17 protein-coding genes are annotated in these 15,231 nt (G+C 72.9%); 8 read left to right on the forward strand and 9 right to left on the reverse strand.

The annotated features are described in order from the left end of the window. Positions 1-27: 27 nt before the first annotated feature. The 5 genes from ACVWW9_RS06445 to ACVWW9_RS06465 are packed head-to-tail and all read left to right on the forward strand — an operon-like array spanning position 28 to position 5,090. Positions 28-1,515, forward strand: coding sequence for an aldehyde dehydrogenase family protein (locus ACVWW9_RS06445; protein ID WP_456514847.1), 1,488 nt, complete (start codon positions 28-30; stop codon positions 1,513-1,515). Positions 1,516-1,559: 44 nt separating this feature from the next. Beyond that, the gene (locus ACVWW9_RS06450; protein WP_456514848.1) at positions 1,560-2,675 is read left to right on the forward strand and encodes an alanine racemase; all 1,116 of its coding nucleotides are present in this window, start codon (positions 1,560-1,562) and stop codon (positions 2,673-2,675) included. 9 nt (positions 2,676-2,684) lie between these two features. Then, the gene (locus ACVWW9_RS06455; protein ID WP_456514849.1) at positions 2,685-3,788 is read left to right on the forward strand and encodes an alanine racemase; all 1,104 of its coding nucleotides are present in this window, start codon (positions 2,685-2,687) and stop codon (positions 3,786-3,788) included. 19 nt (positions 3,789-3,807) lie between these two features. Continuing rightward, positions 3,808-4,353 carry a RidA family protein gene (locus ACVWW9_RS06460; protein ID WP_456514850.1) on the forward strand — a complete coding sequence of 182 codons (546 nt, stop codon included), beginning with the start codon at positions 3,808-3,810 and terminating at the stop codon, positions 4,351-4,353. Next, entirely contained in the window at positions 4,350-5,090 is a 741-nt protein-coding gene (locus tag ACVWW9_RS06465; protein WP_456514851.1) for an SDR family NAD(P)-dependent oxidoreductase, read from the forward strand. The genes ACVWW9_RS06460 and ACVWW9_RS06465 overlap by 4 nt, the downstream gene beginning before the upstream one ends. Positions 5,091-5,097: 7 nt before the next feature. Here the strand turns inward: ACVWW9_RS06465 and ACVWW9_RS06470 are convergent, their stop codons facing one another. Beyond that, positions 5,098-5,817, reverse strand: a complete 720-nt coding sequence (locus tag ACVWW9_RS06470; RefSeq protein WP_456514852.1) for a GntR family transcriptional regulator — start codon at positions 5,815-5,817, stop codon at positions 5,098-5,100. Between the two features lie 191 nt (positions 5,818-6,008). Between ACVWW9_RS06470 and ACVWW9_RS06475 the strand changes: the two genes are divergently transcribed. Beyond that, positions 6,009-6,392 (forward strand): cupin domain-containing protein, encoded by a 384-nt coding sequence (locus ACVWW9_RS06475; RefSeq protein ID WP_456514853.1) that lies wholly within the window; start codon positions 6,009-6,011, stop codon positions 6,390-6,392. A 69-nt stretch (positions 6,393-6,461) separates the two neighbouring features. Here ACVWW9_RS06475 and ACVWW9_RS06480 read toward each other — a convergent pair whose 3' ends face one another. From ACVWW9_RS06480 to ACVWW9_RS06495, 4 genes are all read right to left on the reverse strand, one after another. Further along, on the reverse strand, positions 6,462-6,830 hold the full coding sequence (locus tag ACVWW9_RS06480; protein ID WP_456514854.1) for a YHS domain-containing protein: 369 nt from the start codon (positions 6,828-6,830) through the stop codon (positions 6,462-6,464). A 48-nt stretch (positions 6,831-6,878) separates the two neighbouring features. Continuing rightward, positions 6,879-9,179, reverse strand: coding sequence for a heavy metal translocating P-type ATPase (locus tag ACVWW9_RS06485; RefSeq protein ID WP_456514855.1), 2,301 nt, complete (start codon positions 9,177-9,179; stop codon positions 6,879-6,881). 41 nt (positions 9,180-9,220) lie between these two features. Next, positions 9,221-10,210 (reverse strand): heavy-metal-associated domain-containing protein, encoded by a 990-nt coding sequence (locus ACVWW9_RS06490; protein ID WP_456514856.1) that lies wholly within the window; start codon positions 10,208-10,210, stop codon positions 9,221-9,223. Between the two features lie 95 nt (positions 10,211-10,305). Beyond that, entirely contained in the window at positions 10,306-10,518 is a 213-nt protein-coding gene (locus tag ACVWW9_RS06495; protein ID WP_456514857.1) for a heavy-metal-associated domain-containing protein, read from the reverse strand. Between the two features lie 107 nt (positions 10,519-10,625). Between ACVWW9_RS06495 and ACVWW9_RS06500 the strand changes: the two genes are divergently transcribed. After that, positions 10,626-11,789 carry an FAD-dependent oxidoreductase gene (locus tag ACVWW9_RS06500; RefSeq protein WP_456514858.1) on the forward strand — a complete coding sequence of 388 codons (1,164 nt, stop codon included), beginning with the start codon at positions 10,626-10,628 and terminating at the stop codon, positions 11,787-11,789. Positions 11,790-11,861: 72 nt separating this feature from the next. Here ACVWW9_RS06500 and ACVWW9_RS06505 read toward each other — a convergent pair whose 3' ends face one another. Together ACVWW9_RS06505 and ACVWW9_RS06510 are read right to left on the reverse strand one after the other, a co-directional pair. Continuing rightward, complete coding sequence (locus ACVWW9_RS06505; protein ID WP_456514859.1) at positions 11,862-13,124, reverse strand: alpha-hydroxy acid oxidase; 1,263 nt, start codon at positions 13,122-13,124, stop codon at positions 11,862-11,864. An 80-nt stretch (positions 13,125-13,204) separates the two neighbouring features. After that, on the reverse strand, positions 13,205-13,906 hold the full coding sequence (locus tag ACVWW9_RS06510; protein WP_456514860.1) for a FadR/GntR family transcriptional regulator: 702 nt from the start codon (positions 13,904-13,906) through the stop codon (positions 13,205-13,207). 180 nt (positions 13,907-14,086) lie between these two features. Here ACVWW9_RS06510 and ACVWW9_RS06515 point away from each other — a divergent pair, with 180 nt between their 5' ends. Further along, the gene (locus ACVWW9_RS06515; RefSeq protein ID WP_456514861.1) at positions 14,087-14,503 is read left to right on the forward strand and encodes a VanZ family protein; all 417 of its coding nucleotides are present in this window, start codon (positions 14,087-14,089) and stop codon (positions 14,501-14,503) included. Here the strand turns inward: ACVWW9_RS06515 and ACVWW9_RS06520 are convergent. Both ACVWW9_RS06520 and ACVWW9_RS06525 read right to left on the reverse strand, forming a co-directional pair. Beyond that, positions 14,421-14,795: a cupin domain-containing protein gene (locus ACVWW9_RS06520; RefSeq protein ID WP_456514862.1), complete on the reverse strand. Its 375-nt coding sequence runs from the start codon at positions 14,793-14,795 to the stop codon at positions 14,421-14,423. The two genes, ACVWW9_RS06515 and ACVWW9_RS06520, sit on opposite strands and share 83 nt — an antisense overlap. Further along, a complete protein-coding gene (locus ACVWW9_RS06525; protein WP_456514863.1) occupies positions 14,792-15,148 on the reverse strand; it encodes a cytoplasmic protein in 357 nt (118 codons plus the stop codon). The genes ACVWW9_RS06520 and ACVWW9_RS06525 overlap by 4 nt, the downstream gene beginning before the upstream one ends. Positions 15,149-15,231 lie beyond the last annotated feature (83 nt).

Genomic DNA, 15,231 nt, shown 5'->3' on the forward strand with positions numbered 1-15,231 from the left:
GAGGAAGCGTCGAGGAGGATGCGAACGATGGGTGCAGGCAACGTCGGTGAGGCGATCAGCGTGATGGACAGGGATGCGGGGCTCGATGCCCTGGGCATCCCGGGCGGGGGGTATGTCGACGGCGCATGGATCACGGACGACCTCTCGCTGGGCGTCACCGATCCCGAGGACGACGCGCTCATCGCTCGCGTCCACGTCGGCGACACCGCGACGATGGAGCGCGCGATCGCCGGCGTGCAGCGCAGCCTCCGCGAGGACGACTGGGAGCTGTGGGAGCGGCGCGAGGCGCTCGAGCGGGCGGCCGCCCTCATCCGCGAGGAGTCGGCGCGGCTCGCGCGCATCATCTCGGCCGAGAGCAGCAAGACCATCACCGAGGCGACGCGGGAGGCCGCGCGCACGGCGGAGACCATCCGCCTCTCGGCAGCATCCGGTCACCTGCTCGAGGGCGAGACGCTCGCGCTCGCCGACACCCCGCGCGGGGCCGGCCGCTTCGGCTGGAACCGCCGGGCGCCGCTCGGGGTGATCGCGGCGATCACGCCGTTCAACGACCCGATGAACCTCGTCGCGCACAAGGTGGGGCCGGCGCTCATCGCCGGCAACGCCGTGGTGCTGAAGCCGGCGAAGGCGACGCCGCTGTCGGCGCTCGCGCTGCTCGACATCCTGCTGCGCGCGGGCGTGCCGAAGGGCCGGATGGCCGTGCTCGTCTCGGAGCGCGACGCGGGCACCGCGCTCGTCAGCGACCCGCGAGTGGCCGCCGTCTCGTTCACCGGCGGACCGGTCACGGGCGACGCGCTCGTGCGGGCGGCCGGCGCGCGCAAGATCCTGATGGAGCTCGGCGGCAACAACGCGGTCGTGGTGTGCGAGGACGGCGACGTCGCTGCAGCCGCAGCGGGCATCGTCGACGGCGCCTTCGGCGTCGCCGGCCAGAACTGCCTCTCGGTGCAGCGCGTCTACGTGCACGAGAGCCGCTACCGCGAGCTCGTCGACCTCGTCGTCGACGGCACGTCGAAGCTCGTCGTGGGGTCGAAGCGCGACAGCGCGACCGACGTCGGCCCGCTCATCTCCGAGCGCGAGGCGCGCCGCATCGAGGGCTGGGTCGACGAGGCGATCGCCGACGGGGCGACGCTCGCGATCGGCGGCGGGCGCCGCGGCGCGTTCTACGACCCGACGGTGCTGCTCGACGTCGCCGACGACGCGAAGGTGCTGCGCGACGAGGTGTTCGGGCCGGTCGTCTCGATCGTCGCCTACAGCGACCTCGACGACGCGCTCGCCCGCGTGGACGACACGGAGTTCGGGCTGCAGGCGGGCATCTTCACGGCGTCGATGGCCACCGCGATGCACGCCGTCGATCGGCTGCACGTCGGCAGCGTGCTCGTCAACGAGACGAGCGACTTCCGCATCGACTCGATGCCCTTCGGCGGCTCGAAGCGATCGGGCGTCGGGCGCGAGGGCGTGGCGAGCGCCGTGCTGGAGATGAGCGAGCCGAAGAACGTGATCGTCAGCCTGCTGGGCTAGGTCCGCCGATGCCCGGCCCTTGGCCGAGCCGACCGAGGAGGGGCATGGACAGGATCGTCGACGCGGTGCGGCAGCACGGCGACGCCTTCGACACCCCGGCGGTGGTCGTGCTCGGCGAGGTGCTGCGCGAGAACATCGCGCGGATGCAGGCGTTCGCCGACGGCCACGGCGTCGCGCTCCGCCCGCACGTGAAGACCCACAAGTCGGTCGACATCGGGCGCATGCAGCTGGCGGCCGGCGCGAGCGGCATCACCGTCAGCGACCTGCATCAGGCCGAGGTCTTCGCCGCCGACGGCGTCGACGACATCTTCCTGGCGTTCCCGCTGTGGCTGTCGGCGCCGAAGGCGGCACGCGTCCGGCGATTGCTCGAGACGGTCGACCTGAAGATCGGGCTCGACAGCCGCGAGGCGGTCGACGCCATGGTCGACACCGGCCTCGCCGGCGTCGATCGGCTCGAGCTCGTCATCGAGCTCGACTGCGGCGGGCGGCGCTCCGGGGTCGCGCCCGACGCAGCCGGCGACCTCGCCCGGTACGCCGTCGACCGCGGCATGGTGGTCGCCGGCGTCTTCACCTACCCCGGTCACGGCTGGGCGCTCGGCGCGGCCGAGGGCGCGGCGCACGACCAGACCGCGGCGCTCGCGGCCGCCGCCTCCGGCCTCCGTGAGGTCGGCATCGAGCCGCGCATCGTCAGCGCCGGCTCCACGCCGACCTTCGCGTGGTCGATCGCGCCCGGGATCACCGAGATCCGGCCGGGCGAGTACGTCTTCTTCTCGATGGACCACTGCGACCACGGCATCTGCAGCCCGGACGAGATCGCGCTCTTCGTCGCGACGACGGTCGTGAGCGCTGGGCCGGGGAATCCGCAGATCATCGACGTCGGCACGATGGCGATCGGCCGGGAGGCCGACGACGACGGCCACTACGGCCGGATCGCCGGCGGCGTCGGCGCCGTCACCCGCGTGAACGAGTACCACGGCTTCCTCGACGTGGGGGCGTCGACGCTGCACCCGATCGGCACGGTGCTGCCGCTCATCCCGACCCACTCGTGCACCGCCGTCCAGAACGCCAGCGAGCTGCTCGTGCTGGAGGCGGACGGCTCCGTCGACCGCTTCCCTGTGCAGCAGCTCGGCCCGATGCTCGCGGCGCGCGAGCGCTCGTAGGAGATGCAGATGCAGTCGTTCCAGGCCGTCCTCGCCGCGCTCGGCGATCGCGTGAGCACACCGGCCCCCGTCGTGCTCATCGACGTCGTCGAGGAGAACATCCGTCGCATGCAGGCCTTCGCGGATGCGCACCGCAAGGCGCTCCGGCCGCACGTCAAGACGCACAAGAGCGTCGAGATCGGCAGGCTGCAGCTCGACGCCGGCGCGATCGGGCTCACCGCCGGCAACCTCAGCGAGGCCGAGATCTTCGCCGAGGCGGGCTGCGACGACATCTTCCTCGCCTACCCGCTCTGGGCGACCGGCATGAAGGCCGAGCGGCTCGTGCGCCTGGCGCAGGAGACGTCGCTGAGCGTCGGCGCCGAGAGCGTCGCGGCGATCGACCGGCTCGCCGACGCGATGGGCGACCTCGTCGGCATGCTCGGCGTCGTCATCGAGATCGACTGCGGCGCCCGACGCTCCGGGGTGCGGCCCGACGAGGCAGGCGCGCTCGCGGCGCACGCCCGGGCGCGCGGCCTCGTGCCGCTCGGCGTCTTCACCTACCCGGGCCACGGCGGCAGCGTCGGCGCGCCCGAGGCCGCGGCGCGCGACCAGGCGCTTGCGCTTCGGACGGCGGTCGCATCGCTCGCCGAGCACGGCATCGAGGCGCAGACGGTCAGCGCCGGCTCCACGCCCACCGCTGCGCTCAGCACCGATCCGGTCATCACCGAGATCCGGCCGGGCGAGTACGTGTTCAACGACTTCGACAACCTGCGGATCGGCGACTGCAGCGCCGACGACATCGGCCTGTTCGTCGCGACGACCGTGGTCAGCGACCAGGGGCACCCCCACGTCGTCGTCGACGCCGGCACGAAGGCGCTCGCGCGGGAGGGCAATCCCGAGCGCGGCTACGGGCAGGTGCCCGACTACGACGGCTACCTGCTGCGGCTCAACGAGTATCACGGCTACCTGCAGCTGCCGGAGGGCGGCGCGCGACCGGCGGTCGGCGAGCGCATCGTGATCGTCCCGCACCACGTCTGCCCGGTCGTCAACAGCTTCGAGCAGCTCATCATCGCGAACCGCGCCGGCGAGCTGCTCGGGACCTGGACCGTCGACGCGCAAGGACAGCTGAACTGATGATGGAGAGGCACGACCGATGAGCGACGCAGACGCCCGCACGGGCATCCACACGGGTGTCCACACGGGCATCCACACGGGCACCCACACCCTGACCGACACCGAGACCGACCCCGCCGCGGCGCTCGCGGCGCTCGGCCTCGAGCTGCCCGTCATCGCCGACGATCCGAAGTACATCAACTGGCGGGCGTCGCGCGACGGCTCGGTCTACATCTCGGGGCAGCTGCCGTACCGCGACGGGGTGTTGCCGCTCGCCGGGGTCGTGGGCGACACCGTCGAGGTCGACGCGGCGCGCGAGCTCATGGCGCAGGCGACGCTCAACGCGCTCGCCGTCGCGGCGAGCGCCCTCGGCGGCATCGAGCGCGTGCGCATCGTGCAGATGCTCGTGTTCGTGCTGAGCGCGCCCGGCTTCGGCGAGCAGTCGCGGGTGGCGGATGCGGGCAGCGAGCTGCTCGTCCAGGTGCTCGGCGAGCACGGCCGGCACGCGCGCACCGCGATCGGCGTGGCCGGCCTGCCGCGGAACAGCCCGGTCGAGGTGCAGCTGGTCTGCGAGGCGCGCGCATGAGCGCCGCCGCGGCGCTCACCGTGCTCATCACCGGCGCCTCGAGCGGGATCGGCGAGGCGGTCGCGGAGCGCTTCCGCGCGGCGGGCGCGCGCGTCTTCCTCACCGGCCGCCGCGAAGCGCCGCCGGCGACCCTGCGGGAGGGCGAGCGCTACCTCCCGGGCGACCTCGGCGACGAGGGGTTCGTCGCGCGGCTCGTCGCGGAGGCCGTCGACGAGCTCGGACCGCTCGACACGGTCGTCGCCTGCCACGGGCTGCAGGCCGACGGCGAGCTCGTCGACATGGCGCTCGACCGCGCCGCCCAGCTGCTCGACGCGAACGTGCTGAGCGTGTTCGCGGTGCTGAAGCACGCGGTGCCGGCGATGCGGGACGGCGGCGGGCAGATCGTGCTCGTGAGCTCGAGGCTCGGCATCGTCGGCATCCCCGGGCAGGTGATGTACACCGCGGCGAAGGGCGGGCTCATCATGCTCGGCAAGGGCGCCGCGATCGAGCTCGCGCCCCAGAACATCCGCGTCAACGTCGCGGCTCCGGGCCTCACCGAGACGCCGGTGATCGAGGCGTCGTTCCAGCGGAGGGAGGACCCGGAGGCGTACCGCGCGCAGCGGGCCGCCACGATCCCCATGCGCCGGCTCGCACGCCCCGAGGAGGTCGCCGAGGCCATCTACTTCCTCGGCTCGCCGGCATCCTCGTACATCACCGGCGCCGTGCTGCCGATCGACGGCGGCTACACGGCGGCGTAGCGGGCCACTACACGGCTGCGTGCGCCTCGTCGCGGCCGTGCCGCAGCGCGCCGTCGTGGTCGTGGTCGTGTGTCGCAGCGCTGCTGGGGGAGAGGTGGCGGTGCAGGGTGCGGTGGAGCACCTCCATGTCGCCGTCCCGCAGCTGCTCGACGATCTCCCGGTGGCCCGGGAGCACGCGCTCCGGCTTCGGGTACGCGCCCGGGAAGTGCGTCAGGCAGATGAGCGCCTCGGTGGCGAGCGTGGCGTATGCCCGCACGAGGCGGCTGTTGCCTGCGTCGGTCACGAGCAGGGTGTGGAAGTCGAGGTCGATGCGGCCGAGCCGCGACCAGTCTCCGGCTTCGAGCGCGACCTGCATCCGATCGACGACGGCATCCAGGCGCTCGGCCGTCACCTCGCGCTCCTCGGCGCTGCGCTGCAGGAGGATCTCTGCGGCGGCGCACTCGATCACCTCGCGCGACTCGTAGATCTCGCTGACGTCGCGGATGGTGAGCTCCTGCACGAAGACGCCGCGGTTCGGGCGTGACAGCAGCAGTCCCTCCTGCACCAGGCGGTGCAGCGCTTCCCGGACCGGGCCGCGCGAGACGTTGAGCTGGCTCGCCACCTGCGCCTCGTTGATCTGGTCGCCGGGCGAGAACGCGCCGTCGATGATGCCCTCGCGCAGCTGGTCGGCGATGACCACCGCGGTGGGGCGGCTGTTGATGACCGAGAGGGTCTGGACGCCGTTCATGCGAGCTCCCGACTTCGGGACGGGTGCGGATGGCCCGACGCCGATGGATTGTAGACAATTTCAGCGTACGCGCGATTTCGTTCGCTGACTAGGTGGTTGTTGATTGTTGACAATCGAAACGGGTCATTCGATACTGGCTTTGCGCAGCCCCACAGGAGGGCGCGCACCGGCGCAACGAGGAGCGTGCAGCGATGCCGAAGTCCATCCACATCACCGATGTCGTCACGACCGACGCCGGCGAGCACCACGACAAGGCGACCGCGGAGGAGCCCGGCCAGACCGAGTCCTCCCGCACCGTGTGGGAGTCGGCCGAGGGCATCCGCTCGGGCGTCTGGGAGGTCACCCCCGGCGCGTTCAGCAGCACGCGCCCGGAGTACCACGAGATGTGCCAGATCGTCTCGGGCCGGGCGACGATCTTCGAGGAGGACGGCTCGAGCTTCGAGGTGCAGGCCGGCTCGCTCTTCGTGACGCCCGAGGGCTGGAAGGGCCGCTGGGTCGTGCACGAGACGCTGCGCAAGGCGTGGGTGGTCATCCCCTTCGCCGCGCTGGCCGACCCGGTGCGCAGCGACGCCTAGGCACCCGGCACGACAGAGCAGAGGCGCCGCCCCGATCGGGGCGGCGCCTCTGCTGGCGTCGGGCGCCGGTTAGGCGGCAGCCGCCGCGTACTTCTCGGGGGCTGCGTCGAAGAGCGGTCCGCAGGCGGCGCAGCAGAGGTAGTACTTCGTGCCCTCGTGCTCGCGCACCAGGCCGGCGGCCTCGGCGTCGGCCTTGTTGACGTAGTTGCCGCGCATCACGAGGCACTCGGCGGTCTCGGACTCCACGGCCGCGACGTCGTGGTGGTGCGCGCCGCCATCCGTGCCGTGGTCATGGGCGCCGTGGTCGTGCGAGCCGTGGTCGTGCGCCGCGTGGTCGTGGGCGCCGTGGTCGTGGGCGGTGGTCTCCGCAGCGGTGGTCTCCTCAGCTGCCGCGTCGGTGGCCGTGTCGGTCGCTGCGTGGTTGTGGGCTTCGCACATGGTGGTGTTCCTTTCGGGGTGGGGGAGGACAGGCGTCGTCGCCGGGCACTACGCAGTGACGGGAACGGACGACTGGGTATCCACCGCGCGACTCTTGAAGGAGCGGAGGCGGAGGCTGTTGCCGACGACGAAGACGCTGGAGAACGCCATCGCCGCGCCGGCGAGCATGGGGTTGAGCAGGCCGAGCGCCGCGAGCGGGATGGCCAGCACGTTGTAGGCGAAGGCCCAGAACAGGTTGCCCTTGATGGTGCCGAGCGTGCGCCGCGCGAGCCGGATGGAGTCGGCCGCGCTGCGCAGGTCGCCGCGCACCAGGGTGATGTCGGAGGCCTCGATCGCCGCGTCGGTGCCGGTGCCCATGGCGAGGCCCAGGTCGGCCTGCGCGAGCGCCGCGGCGTCGTTGACGCCGTCGCCGACCATCGCGACGACCTTGCCCTCGGCCTGCAGCCGCGAGACCACGTCGGCCTTGTCGCTGGGCAGCACCTCGGCGATCACCTGGTCGATGCCGACCTCGGCGGCGATGCGCTTGGCCACGGTCTCGTTGTCGCCGGTGAGGAGGATCGGCGTGAGGCCGATCTCGCGGAACTGCCGGATGGCCTCGGCGCTCGTCGGCTTGACGGTGTCGGCGACCACGAGCAGTCCGCGGATCTCGCCGTCCCAGGCCACGAGCACCGCGGTCTTGCCGTCGTGCTCCGCTGCCTCCTTGCGGCGCTGCAGCTCGCCGTCCGCGGCGATCGACCAGTCGTCGAGCAGCGACTGCCGGCCGACGACGAGCGCGCGCCCGTCGACGACCCCGCTGACGCCCTTGCCCTCGACGTTGCGGAAGCCCTCGACCTCCGGCAGGTCGATCTCGAGCTCCTCGGAGGCGCCCTTCGCGATCGCCTGGGCGATGGGGTGCTCCGAGGCGTCCTCGATCGCGCCGGCCAGGCGGAGCAGCTCGCGGCGGTCGGTGCCGGGCACGGTGGCCACGTCGACGAGCGTCATCCGGCCGCTCGTGACGGTGCCGGTCTTGTCGAGCACGATCGTGTTGACCTTGCGCGTCGACTCCAGCACCTCCGGTCCCTTGATGAGGATGCCGAGCTGCGCGCCGCGCCCGGTGCCGACCAGCAGCGCCGTCGGGGTGGCGAGGCCGAGCGCGCACGGGCAGGCGATGATGAGGACGGCGACGGCGGCGGTGAAGGCGCTCGCGGCGGGGAAGCCCGCGCCGAGCCATGCGCCGAGGGCGACGACGGCGATCGCGATCGCGATCGGCACGAAGATGCCCGAGACGCGGTCGGCCAGGCGCTGCACCTCGGCCTTGCCGGACTGCGCATCCTCGACGAGCCTGGCCATCTGCGCCAGCTGGGTGTCGGAGCCGACGCGGGTCGCGCGGACGACGATCCTGCCGCTCGCGTTGACGGTCGCACCGGTGACGGCGTCGCCGGGGCCGGCCTCCACGGGCACCGACTCGCCGGTGAGCATCGAGGCGTCGATCGCGCTGTGGCCGCTGACGATCACGCCGTCGGTCGCGATCTTCTCGCCCGGCCGGACGACGAACTCGTCGCCGACCGCCAGGTCGTCGATCGAGATGCGCACCTCGGCGCCGCCGCGGACGACCGCGACGTCCTTCGCGCCCAGCTCGAGCAGGGCCCGCAGCGCGGCGCCCGCCTGGCGCTTCGAGCGCTTCTCGAAGTAGCGGCCGGCGAGGATGAACATCGTCACGCCGGCGGCGACCTCGAGGTAGATGTTGGCGGCGCCGTCGCTCGGGGCGATCGACAGCTCGAACGCGTGGGTCATGCCGGGCTCGCCCGCGGTGCCGAAGAAGAGGGCGAAGAGCGACCAGATGAAGGCCGCGCCGGTGCCGACCGAGACGAGCGTGTCCATCGTCGCCGCGCCGTGGCGGAGGTTCATCCACGCCGCGCGGTGGAACGGCCAGGCCGCCCAGATGATCACCGGGGCCGCGAGCGCGAGCGACGCCCACTGCCAGTAGGTGAACTGCAGCACGGGGATCATCGCCATGAGGATGACGGGCACCGAGAGCACGATCGATCCGATGAGGCGGTGGCGCAGCGAGACGAGCTCGTGGTCGACAGGCTCCGCGTCGTCGCCCTCCTCGGGCGTCGTGGCCTTCGGCTTCGGCAGCACCGCGGTGTAGCCGGTCTTCTCGACCTCGGCGATGAGCAGGGCCGGGTCGAAGTCCTCGGGCGCCGTGACCTTCGCCTTCTCGGTGGCGTAGTTCACCGAGGCTGCGACGCCGTCGAGCTTGTTGAGCTTCTTCTCGATGCGCATGGCGCACGACGAGCACGTCATGCCGCCGATCTCGAGCTCGTAGGTGCTCGCCGGCCGCTCGGTCGTGACCTCGGATGTCGTCATGGTGCTGATCCTTCTCGTGGAGTGCGTGGGGCCCGGACAGCTCAGTGGCTGTCGTCGTGGCCGTCGTCAGCGGGGGCGGGGCTCTCGGCGGGAGCGCCGGTCTCGGCGGGCGCCTCGGTCGCGGCCGTGGCCTCGCCCGAGGTGCTGAGGACGAATGCGGCCGAGTGGACCTCGCCGTTCACCTGGAAGTCGAAGTAGAGCAGGTAGCGTCCGGCGGTCGGCGCCTCGGTGGCGAACTCGACGGTGGGTCCGGAGACCTGGCCCGGCTCGGGCTCAGCACCCTCGGGGTGCACGTGCAGGTAGGCGAGGTCGCCGTCGCGGAGCGCGACCAGGTGGCCGAAGGCGCCGAGGTAGGGCTCCATCGTCGTCACGGGCTCGCCGTCGCGGCTCACCTCGAGGCTGAGCGTCGAGCTGCCGCCCGCGGCGAGATCGCCCGAGAGCGTCACGTCGAAGTCACCGGCCGTGGCCTCGCGCACCTCGTCCTCGACCGCGACCGGGGCGAAGTCGCCCTCGACGCTGATCGTGCGGGTCAGGGTGACACCGGCCTCGGCGCTGCCCGGGGTGAAGTCGGTGAAGACCCGGTAGGTGCCCGCCTCGTCCCAGCTCCACGGGATCGTCCACTCGCCCGCGTCGTCGATCTCGGGGTGGACGTGGCGGAACTCGCTGCCGTCCGACCGCACGACGATGAGGTGCAGGTCCTTCTCGTGCTCCTCGGTGTACTCGCGCAGCGGGTCGCCGTTCGGGTCGAGCACCGTGAAGGCGAGCTCACCCTCCTCGCCCACCGTGGCGGGCGCCGCGACCGGGCTGAGGCTGTAGCCGTCCGCCTCGAGCGACAGGCCGGGGAGCGCCGCGCCGGCCGCCTCGGGGGCGGCGGCCGCAGCGTCCTCGTGCCCGCCGTGACCGTCCTCGGTCGCCGCGATGCGGTCGGCCACGACGGCTTCGGGCACGACCGCGCCGGAGACGAGGAATGCCGTGCCGAACGCGGCGACGAGGCCGAGGCCGTAGAGGCTGAGGCGGGCTGGCGTGTTCATCGGTTCCTCTTCATCGGGATGCGCGGGTCGATCGGGATGCGCGGGTGGAGCTGGGGGTCGCGGATGCCGCGGGCAGCCGGGTGGCCGCCGGGTGTTCAGGCGACGCGGGCCTCGTAGCCGGCCTCTTCGACGGCGGCGAAGACCGCGGCGTCGTCGACGGGCGCGCCCGCGGTGGTGACGGCGAGGTGGCCGTCGGTCGAGCTGACCTGGATCTCGGAGACGCCCTCGATCTGGCCGACCTCCTCGCGGATCGACATCTCGCAGTGTCCGCAGGTCATCCCGGTCACCTGGTACTGGGTGGTTGCCATGTTCGCCTCCGAGCTAGGGGCCCCGAGCGCTGCTGCTCGGTGCTGATACGGTGAACGATATACCCCAGGGGGGTATGCGTGCAAGGCGCGACGAGAGGGTGGAGCGGATGAATTCGATCGAGCACGACGTGGTGATCGTCGGCGCTGGGGCGGCGGGGCACAGCTGCGCCCGCACGCTGCGGAGCGAGGGGTTCGCCGGCCGCATCCGGCTCGTCAACGGCGAGGGCGGACCGGCCATCAACCGCACGCTCGTCGACACCGGGGTGCTGCCGGGCCTCCTGACGGGAGCGCAGATCGCGCTGCCGTCGGTGGCCGACGTCGAGGTCGTCGACGCGCGCGCCGTGCGGATCGACGCGTCGACGCGCGCGGTCGTGCTCGATGACGGGCGCGAGCTGCAGGCGGATGCGCTCGTGCTCGCGTCGGGCAGCGTGCCGCGCCGGCTCGACGACGCCATCGCGATCGACGGGGCCGTGCGGCAGCACGCGCTGCACAGCGCGGCGGATGCCGAGCGGCTGCGGAGCGCGGTGCCCGAGCTCGCGGGGGCGAGCATCGTGGTGCTCGGCGCCGGCTTCATCGGGGCGGAGGTCGCGAGCCACTACGTCGGCGCGGGCGCCCGGGTCACGCTCATCGGGCGCTCGCGGCTGCCGCTGCGCGAGGCGGTCGGAGCCGACATCTCGGCGCGGCTCGCGGCCCTGCACGCGGAGCGCGTCGACGCGCGGCTCGGCGCGCGGGTCGTCGCGATCCGCTCGGCGGACATCCCGGGGCGCGACGACGCCGTGGTCGTGCAGCTCGACGACGGCAGCGAGATCGCTGGCGATGCGCTGGTGGTCGCCGTGGGTTCGCAGCCCGACGCCGCGTGGGCAGGCTTCGACGGCGCGATCCCGGTCGACGACCGCTTCCGCGTGCCGGCAGCGCCCGGCGTCTACGCGGCGGGCAGCGTGGCGGCCCCCGAGCTGCCGCTCGGCCGCGTGCGCGTCGACCACTGGGATGCCGCGACCGCGCAGGGCGCACATGCCGCGCGCGCCCTGCTGCACGACCTCGGGCTCGGCCACGACCCGGGCGCCTGGGCGCCGACGACCGGCTTCTCGCTGATGGCCTACGGCGCGGTGATCGGCGCTCGCGGCGTGCGCGGCATCGACGCGCGCGAGACGAGCGACGAGCTCGCGAGCGGGGGCCTCCTCACCGACTTCGCCGACGCATCCGGCCGACTGACCGGCGTCGCCGGCTGGAACGCCGGCCCGCACCTCATGCAGGCGGCCGCCCGCCTCTGACCCACCGCCTGTTGAGCCTTCGCGTCCGAGTTGCCCTCGACTGGGACGCAAACCCTCAACAGGCGCGGGCGGTCAGCGGGCGGTGCGCTCCGCGGCGGCCGGGGCGCCGCCGAGTGGCGTGAGGCGCGTGAGCTGCGTCACGTGGCGCGGCTCGAGCTCCTCGAGCGACGAGACGCCGAGCAGCGTCATCGTGCGCTCGATCTCGCCGCGCAGGATCGCGATCGTGCGGTCGACGCCCTGGCGGCCGCCAGCCATCAGCCCGTACAGGTAGGCGCGGCCGATGAGCGTGAAGTCCGCGCCGAGCGCGATCGAGGCCACGATGTCGGAGCCGTGCATGATGCCGGTGTCGACCATGACGGTCGCATCCTTGCCCACCTCGCGCACGACCTGCGGCATCAGGTGGAACGGCACCGGCGCGCGGTCGAGCTGGCGGCCGCCGTGGTTCGACAGCACGATGCCGTCGACGCCGCCGTCGATGAGCCGCACAGCGTCCGCCACGTTCTGCACGCCCTTGACGACGAGCTTGCCCGGCCACATGCCGCGGATGACGTCGAGGTCGTCGTACGAGATGGTCGGGTCCATCGCGGCGTTCAGCAGCTCGCCGACGGTGCCGCCGGTCGTCGAGAACGACGCGAACTCGAGCTTCGGCGTCGTCAGGAAGTCGAACCACCACCACGGCCGGGGGATGGCGTTGGCGATCGTCTTCACCGACAGCTGCGGCGGGATCGAGAAGCCGTTGCGCTTGTCGCGCAGGCGCGCGCCGGCGATGGGCGTGTCGACGGTGAACATGAGGGTGTCGTAGCCGGCCGCTGCCGCGCGCTCGACGAGCCCGTAGGAGAGCTCGCGCTGGCGCATGACGTAGAGCTGGAACCAGTTGCGGCCGGCCGGGTTGGCCGCCTTGACGTCCTCGATCGTCGTCGTGCCGAGGGTCGAGAGCGTGAACGGGATGCCCGCGGCCCCCGCCGCGCCCGCGCCGGCCGTCTCGCCCTCGGTCTGCATGAGGCGCGTGAACCCGGTGGGCGCGATGCCGAACGGCAGCGCGCTCGGTCCGCCGAGCACGGTCGTCGAGGTGTCGACGTGCGCGGCCGGGCGCAGGATGTCGGGGTGCAGCTCGACGTCCTCGAACGCCTGCCGCGCGCGGTGCAGCGAGAGCTCGCCGTCGGCCGCGCCGTCCGTGTAGTCGAACGCGGCAGCGGGCGTGCGCCGCTTCGCGATCGCGCGCAGATCGCCGATCGTGAGCGCCGCGTCGAGCCGCCGCTTGCGTCCGTCGAGCTCGGGCTTCTTGAACTGCATGAGCTCGGTGAGCTCACTGATCTTGGGCAGCTGACGCTTCATGGCTCGATCCTCGTCGATGTGGTCGGACCACACGAACGATAGCCGTCGATGGTCGACCCGGTCAAGGGACCGGAGCGCGGTCAGGGCAGCGGCACGCCGTCCTCGACGTCGGCGGTCTCGCCGTAGTAGCCCTCGATGTGGTCGCGGAGGAGCCCGGCGGCGCCGTCTCGGTCGCCAGCGCGCACGCGCTCGAGGATGCCGTGGTGCTCGGAGCGCAGGCGCGCGGCGGTCGCCGTCCAGTCGGGGAGCGACCGGGCGCGCGCGAGCGTGTGATCGGCGATCGACGTGCGCAGCGCATCCATGAGGGTGCTGATCAGCGGGTTGCCGGCCGCGCGCGACAGCTCTACGTGGAAGGCCGCGTCGAGCTGCAGGAACTCCTCGACGGGCAGGTCGGGCTCATCCATGCGCTCGAGCAGCTTCGCGGCGGCGCCCTGGTCGCCGCCCGCGTGCGCGTGCTCGGCCGCCCACGTCTCGAGCAGCAGCCGCACCTCGTACATGTGCGCGTGCTCGACGTGCCGGGTCGCGAGCTGCATGTCGAGCGCGAGCGCGAGCGCCTGCTCGGGCGCGGCGGTGATGATCGTGCCCGACCTCGGCCCTGAGCCGGTCGACGTGCGGATCGTGCCGAGCGCCTCGAGCACCCGCAGCGCCTCGCGGAGCGAGCCGCGCGAGACGTGCAGCGTCTCGGCGAGCGCGCGCTCGCCGGGCAGGTGGTCGCCGATCGACAGCCGGCCGCTCTGCAGCTCGGCCGTCACCCAGCTCATCACCGTCTCGTGCGCCTTCATCGCGACGAGTATCCCAGCGCGTGACGCGTGCCGTGCCAGCCCCGGGCACAACGCAAGCCCGGCCGGCTGATCGATCGGCCGACGGCGCGCGGACGGCCCAGGGGTGCCGCAAGCGGGGGCGGGGGCTTGCGTCGTGCTCCCGGCGACGGGGAACGAGCAACGAGGTGCGACGATCGACGCATGGGATGGATCGGTCGCCGCGGCTGGCTCGTGCTCTTCGCGCTCGCGATCGTCGTGCAGCTCCTCGGGCTCTACGCCCCGCGTGCGCCGTCCGGCGGCGGCCTCCCCGGCGTCGACAAGGTCGCGCATGCCGCGATGTTCCTCGCGCCGGCGCTGCTCGGCCTGCTCGCGGGCATCCGGCCCGTCGTGCTCGCGCCGCTGCTCATCATCCATGCGGTCGTGTCCGAGGTCGTGCAGCACCTCGTGCTCGCCGAGCGCTCGGGCGATCCCTGGGATGCGGTCGCCGACATCGTCGGCGTGGCCATCGGCCTCGCGGTGGGCGATGCCGTGCTGCTCAGAGCCCGCGACCGCCGATCCGCAGGCCCGGCTTCCGGCGGTGCACCGAGAGGTAGCGGAGGCCCTCCGCACTCGCCGTGATCTCGCGGCGCGAGCGCCGCGGCAGCCAGACGATCCCGCCGACGGCGAGCGCGAGCACCTCCGTGCCCGAGCGGAGCGTCCCGGACCCGGCGAGCACGTGCAGCAGCACGTCCTCCTCGGGCCCGACGTGCTCGTCGATGCGCTCGCCCGGCGGCAGCGCGACGACGTTCGCGTCGAGGTGCCGCTCGGGCTCCTCCAACCGCCAGACCGCCCCGCGCTCGACCGGGTCGGCGGCAGCGGCGGCCAGGACGACCGTGTCGGCGAGGATGCGCGGGTGTGCCGCGTCGGTCACACCGGTCCCAGCGGGGCAGGGCCCGCAGGCGTGCGCGCGGCCGCATCCGCAGGCTGCGGCTCCTTGAGCTCGACGAAGATCGCGTGCGTCGGCGTCGTGCCGATGTTCTCGCCCGTGTGGGTCTGGGCTGCGAGCCAGCGGGCGGCGCCCGACGGCAGCGAGAGGTCGATCTGCCGGTCGCCCGAGGCGAGCCGCCGGTCGAAGGCGCTGAGCGTCACCATCACGCTGTCGGGGTGCCGGTGCGGGGTGCTCCGCTCGCCCGGCTCGTCGCGGTACTCCAGCACGCGGACGCGCTCGTTCTCGAACAGCACGGCGTAGAGGTGGGGGTTCGAGGCGACCGGATCCGCGTCCATGCGCAGACCGTACTCCTCGCCATCGCCGGCCGCGACGGGTCGCTCGCGGCTCCGTCCGCCTGGCGCGATCTTGCGTGTGGTTG

It is taken from the genome of Agrococcus sp. UYP33, from assembly GCF_054060915.1.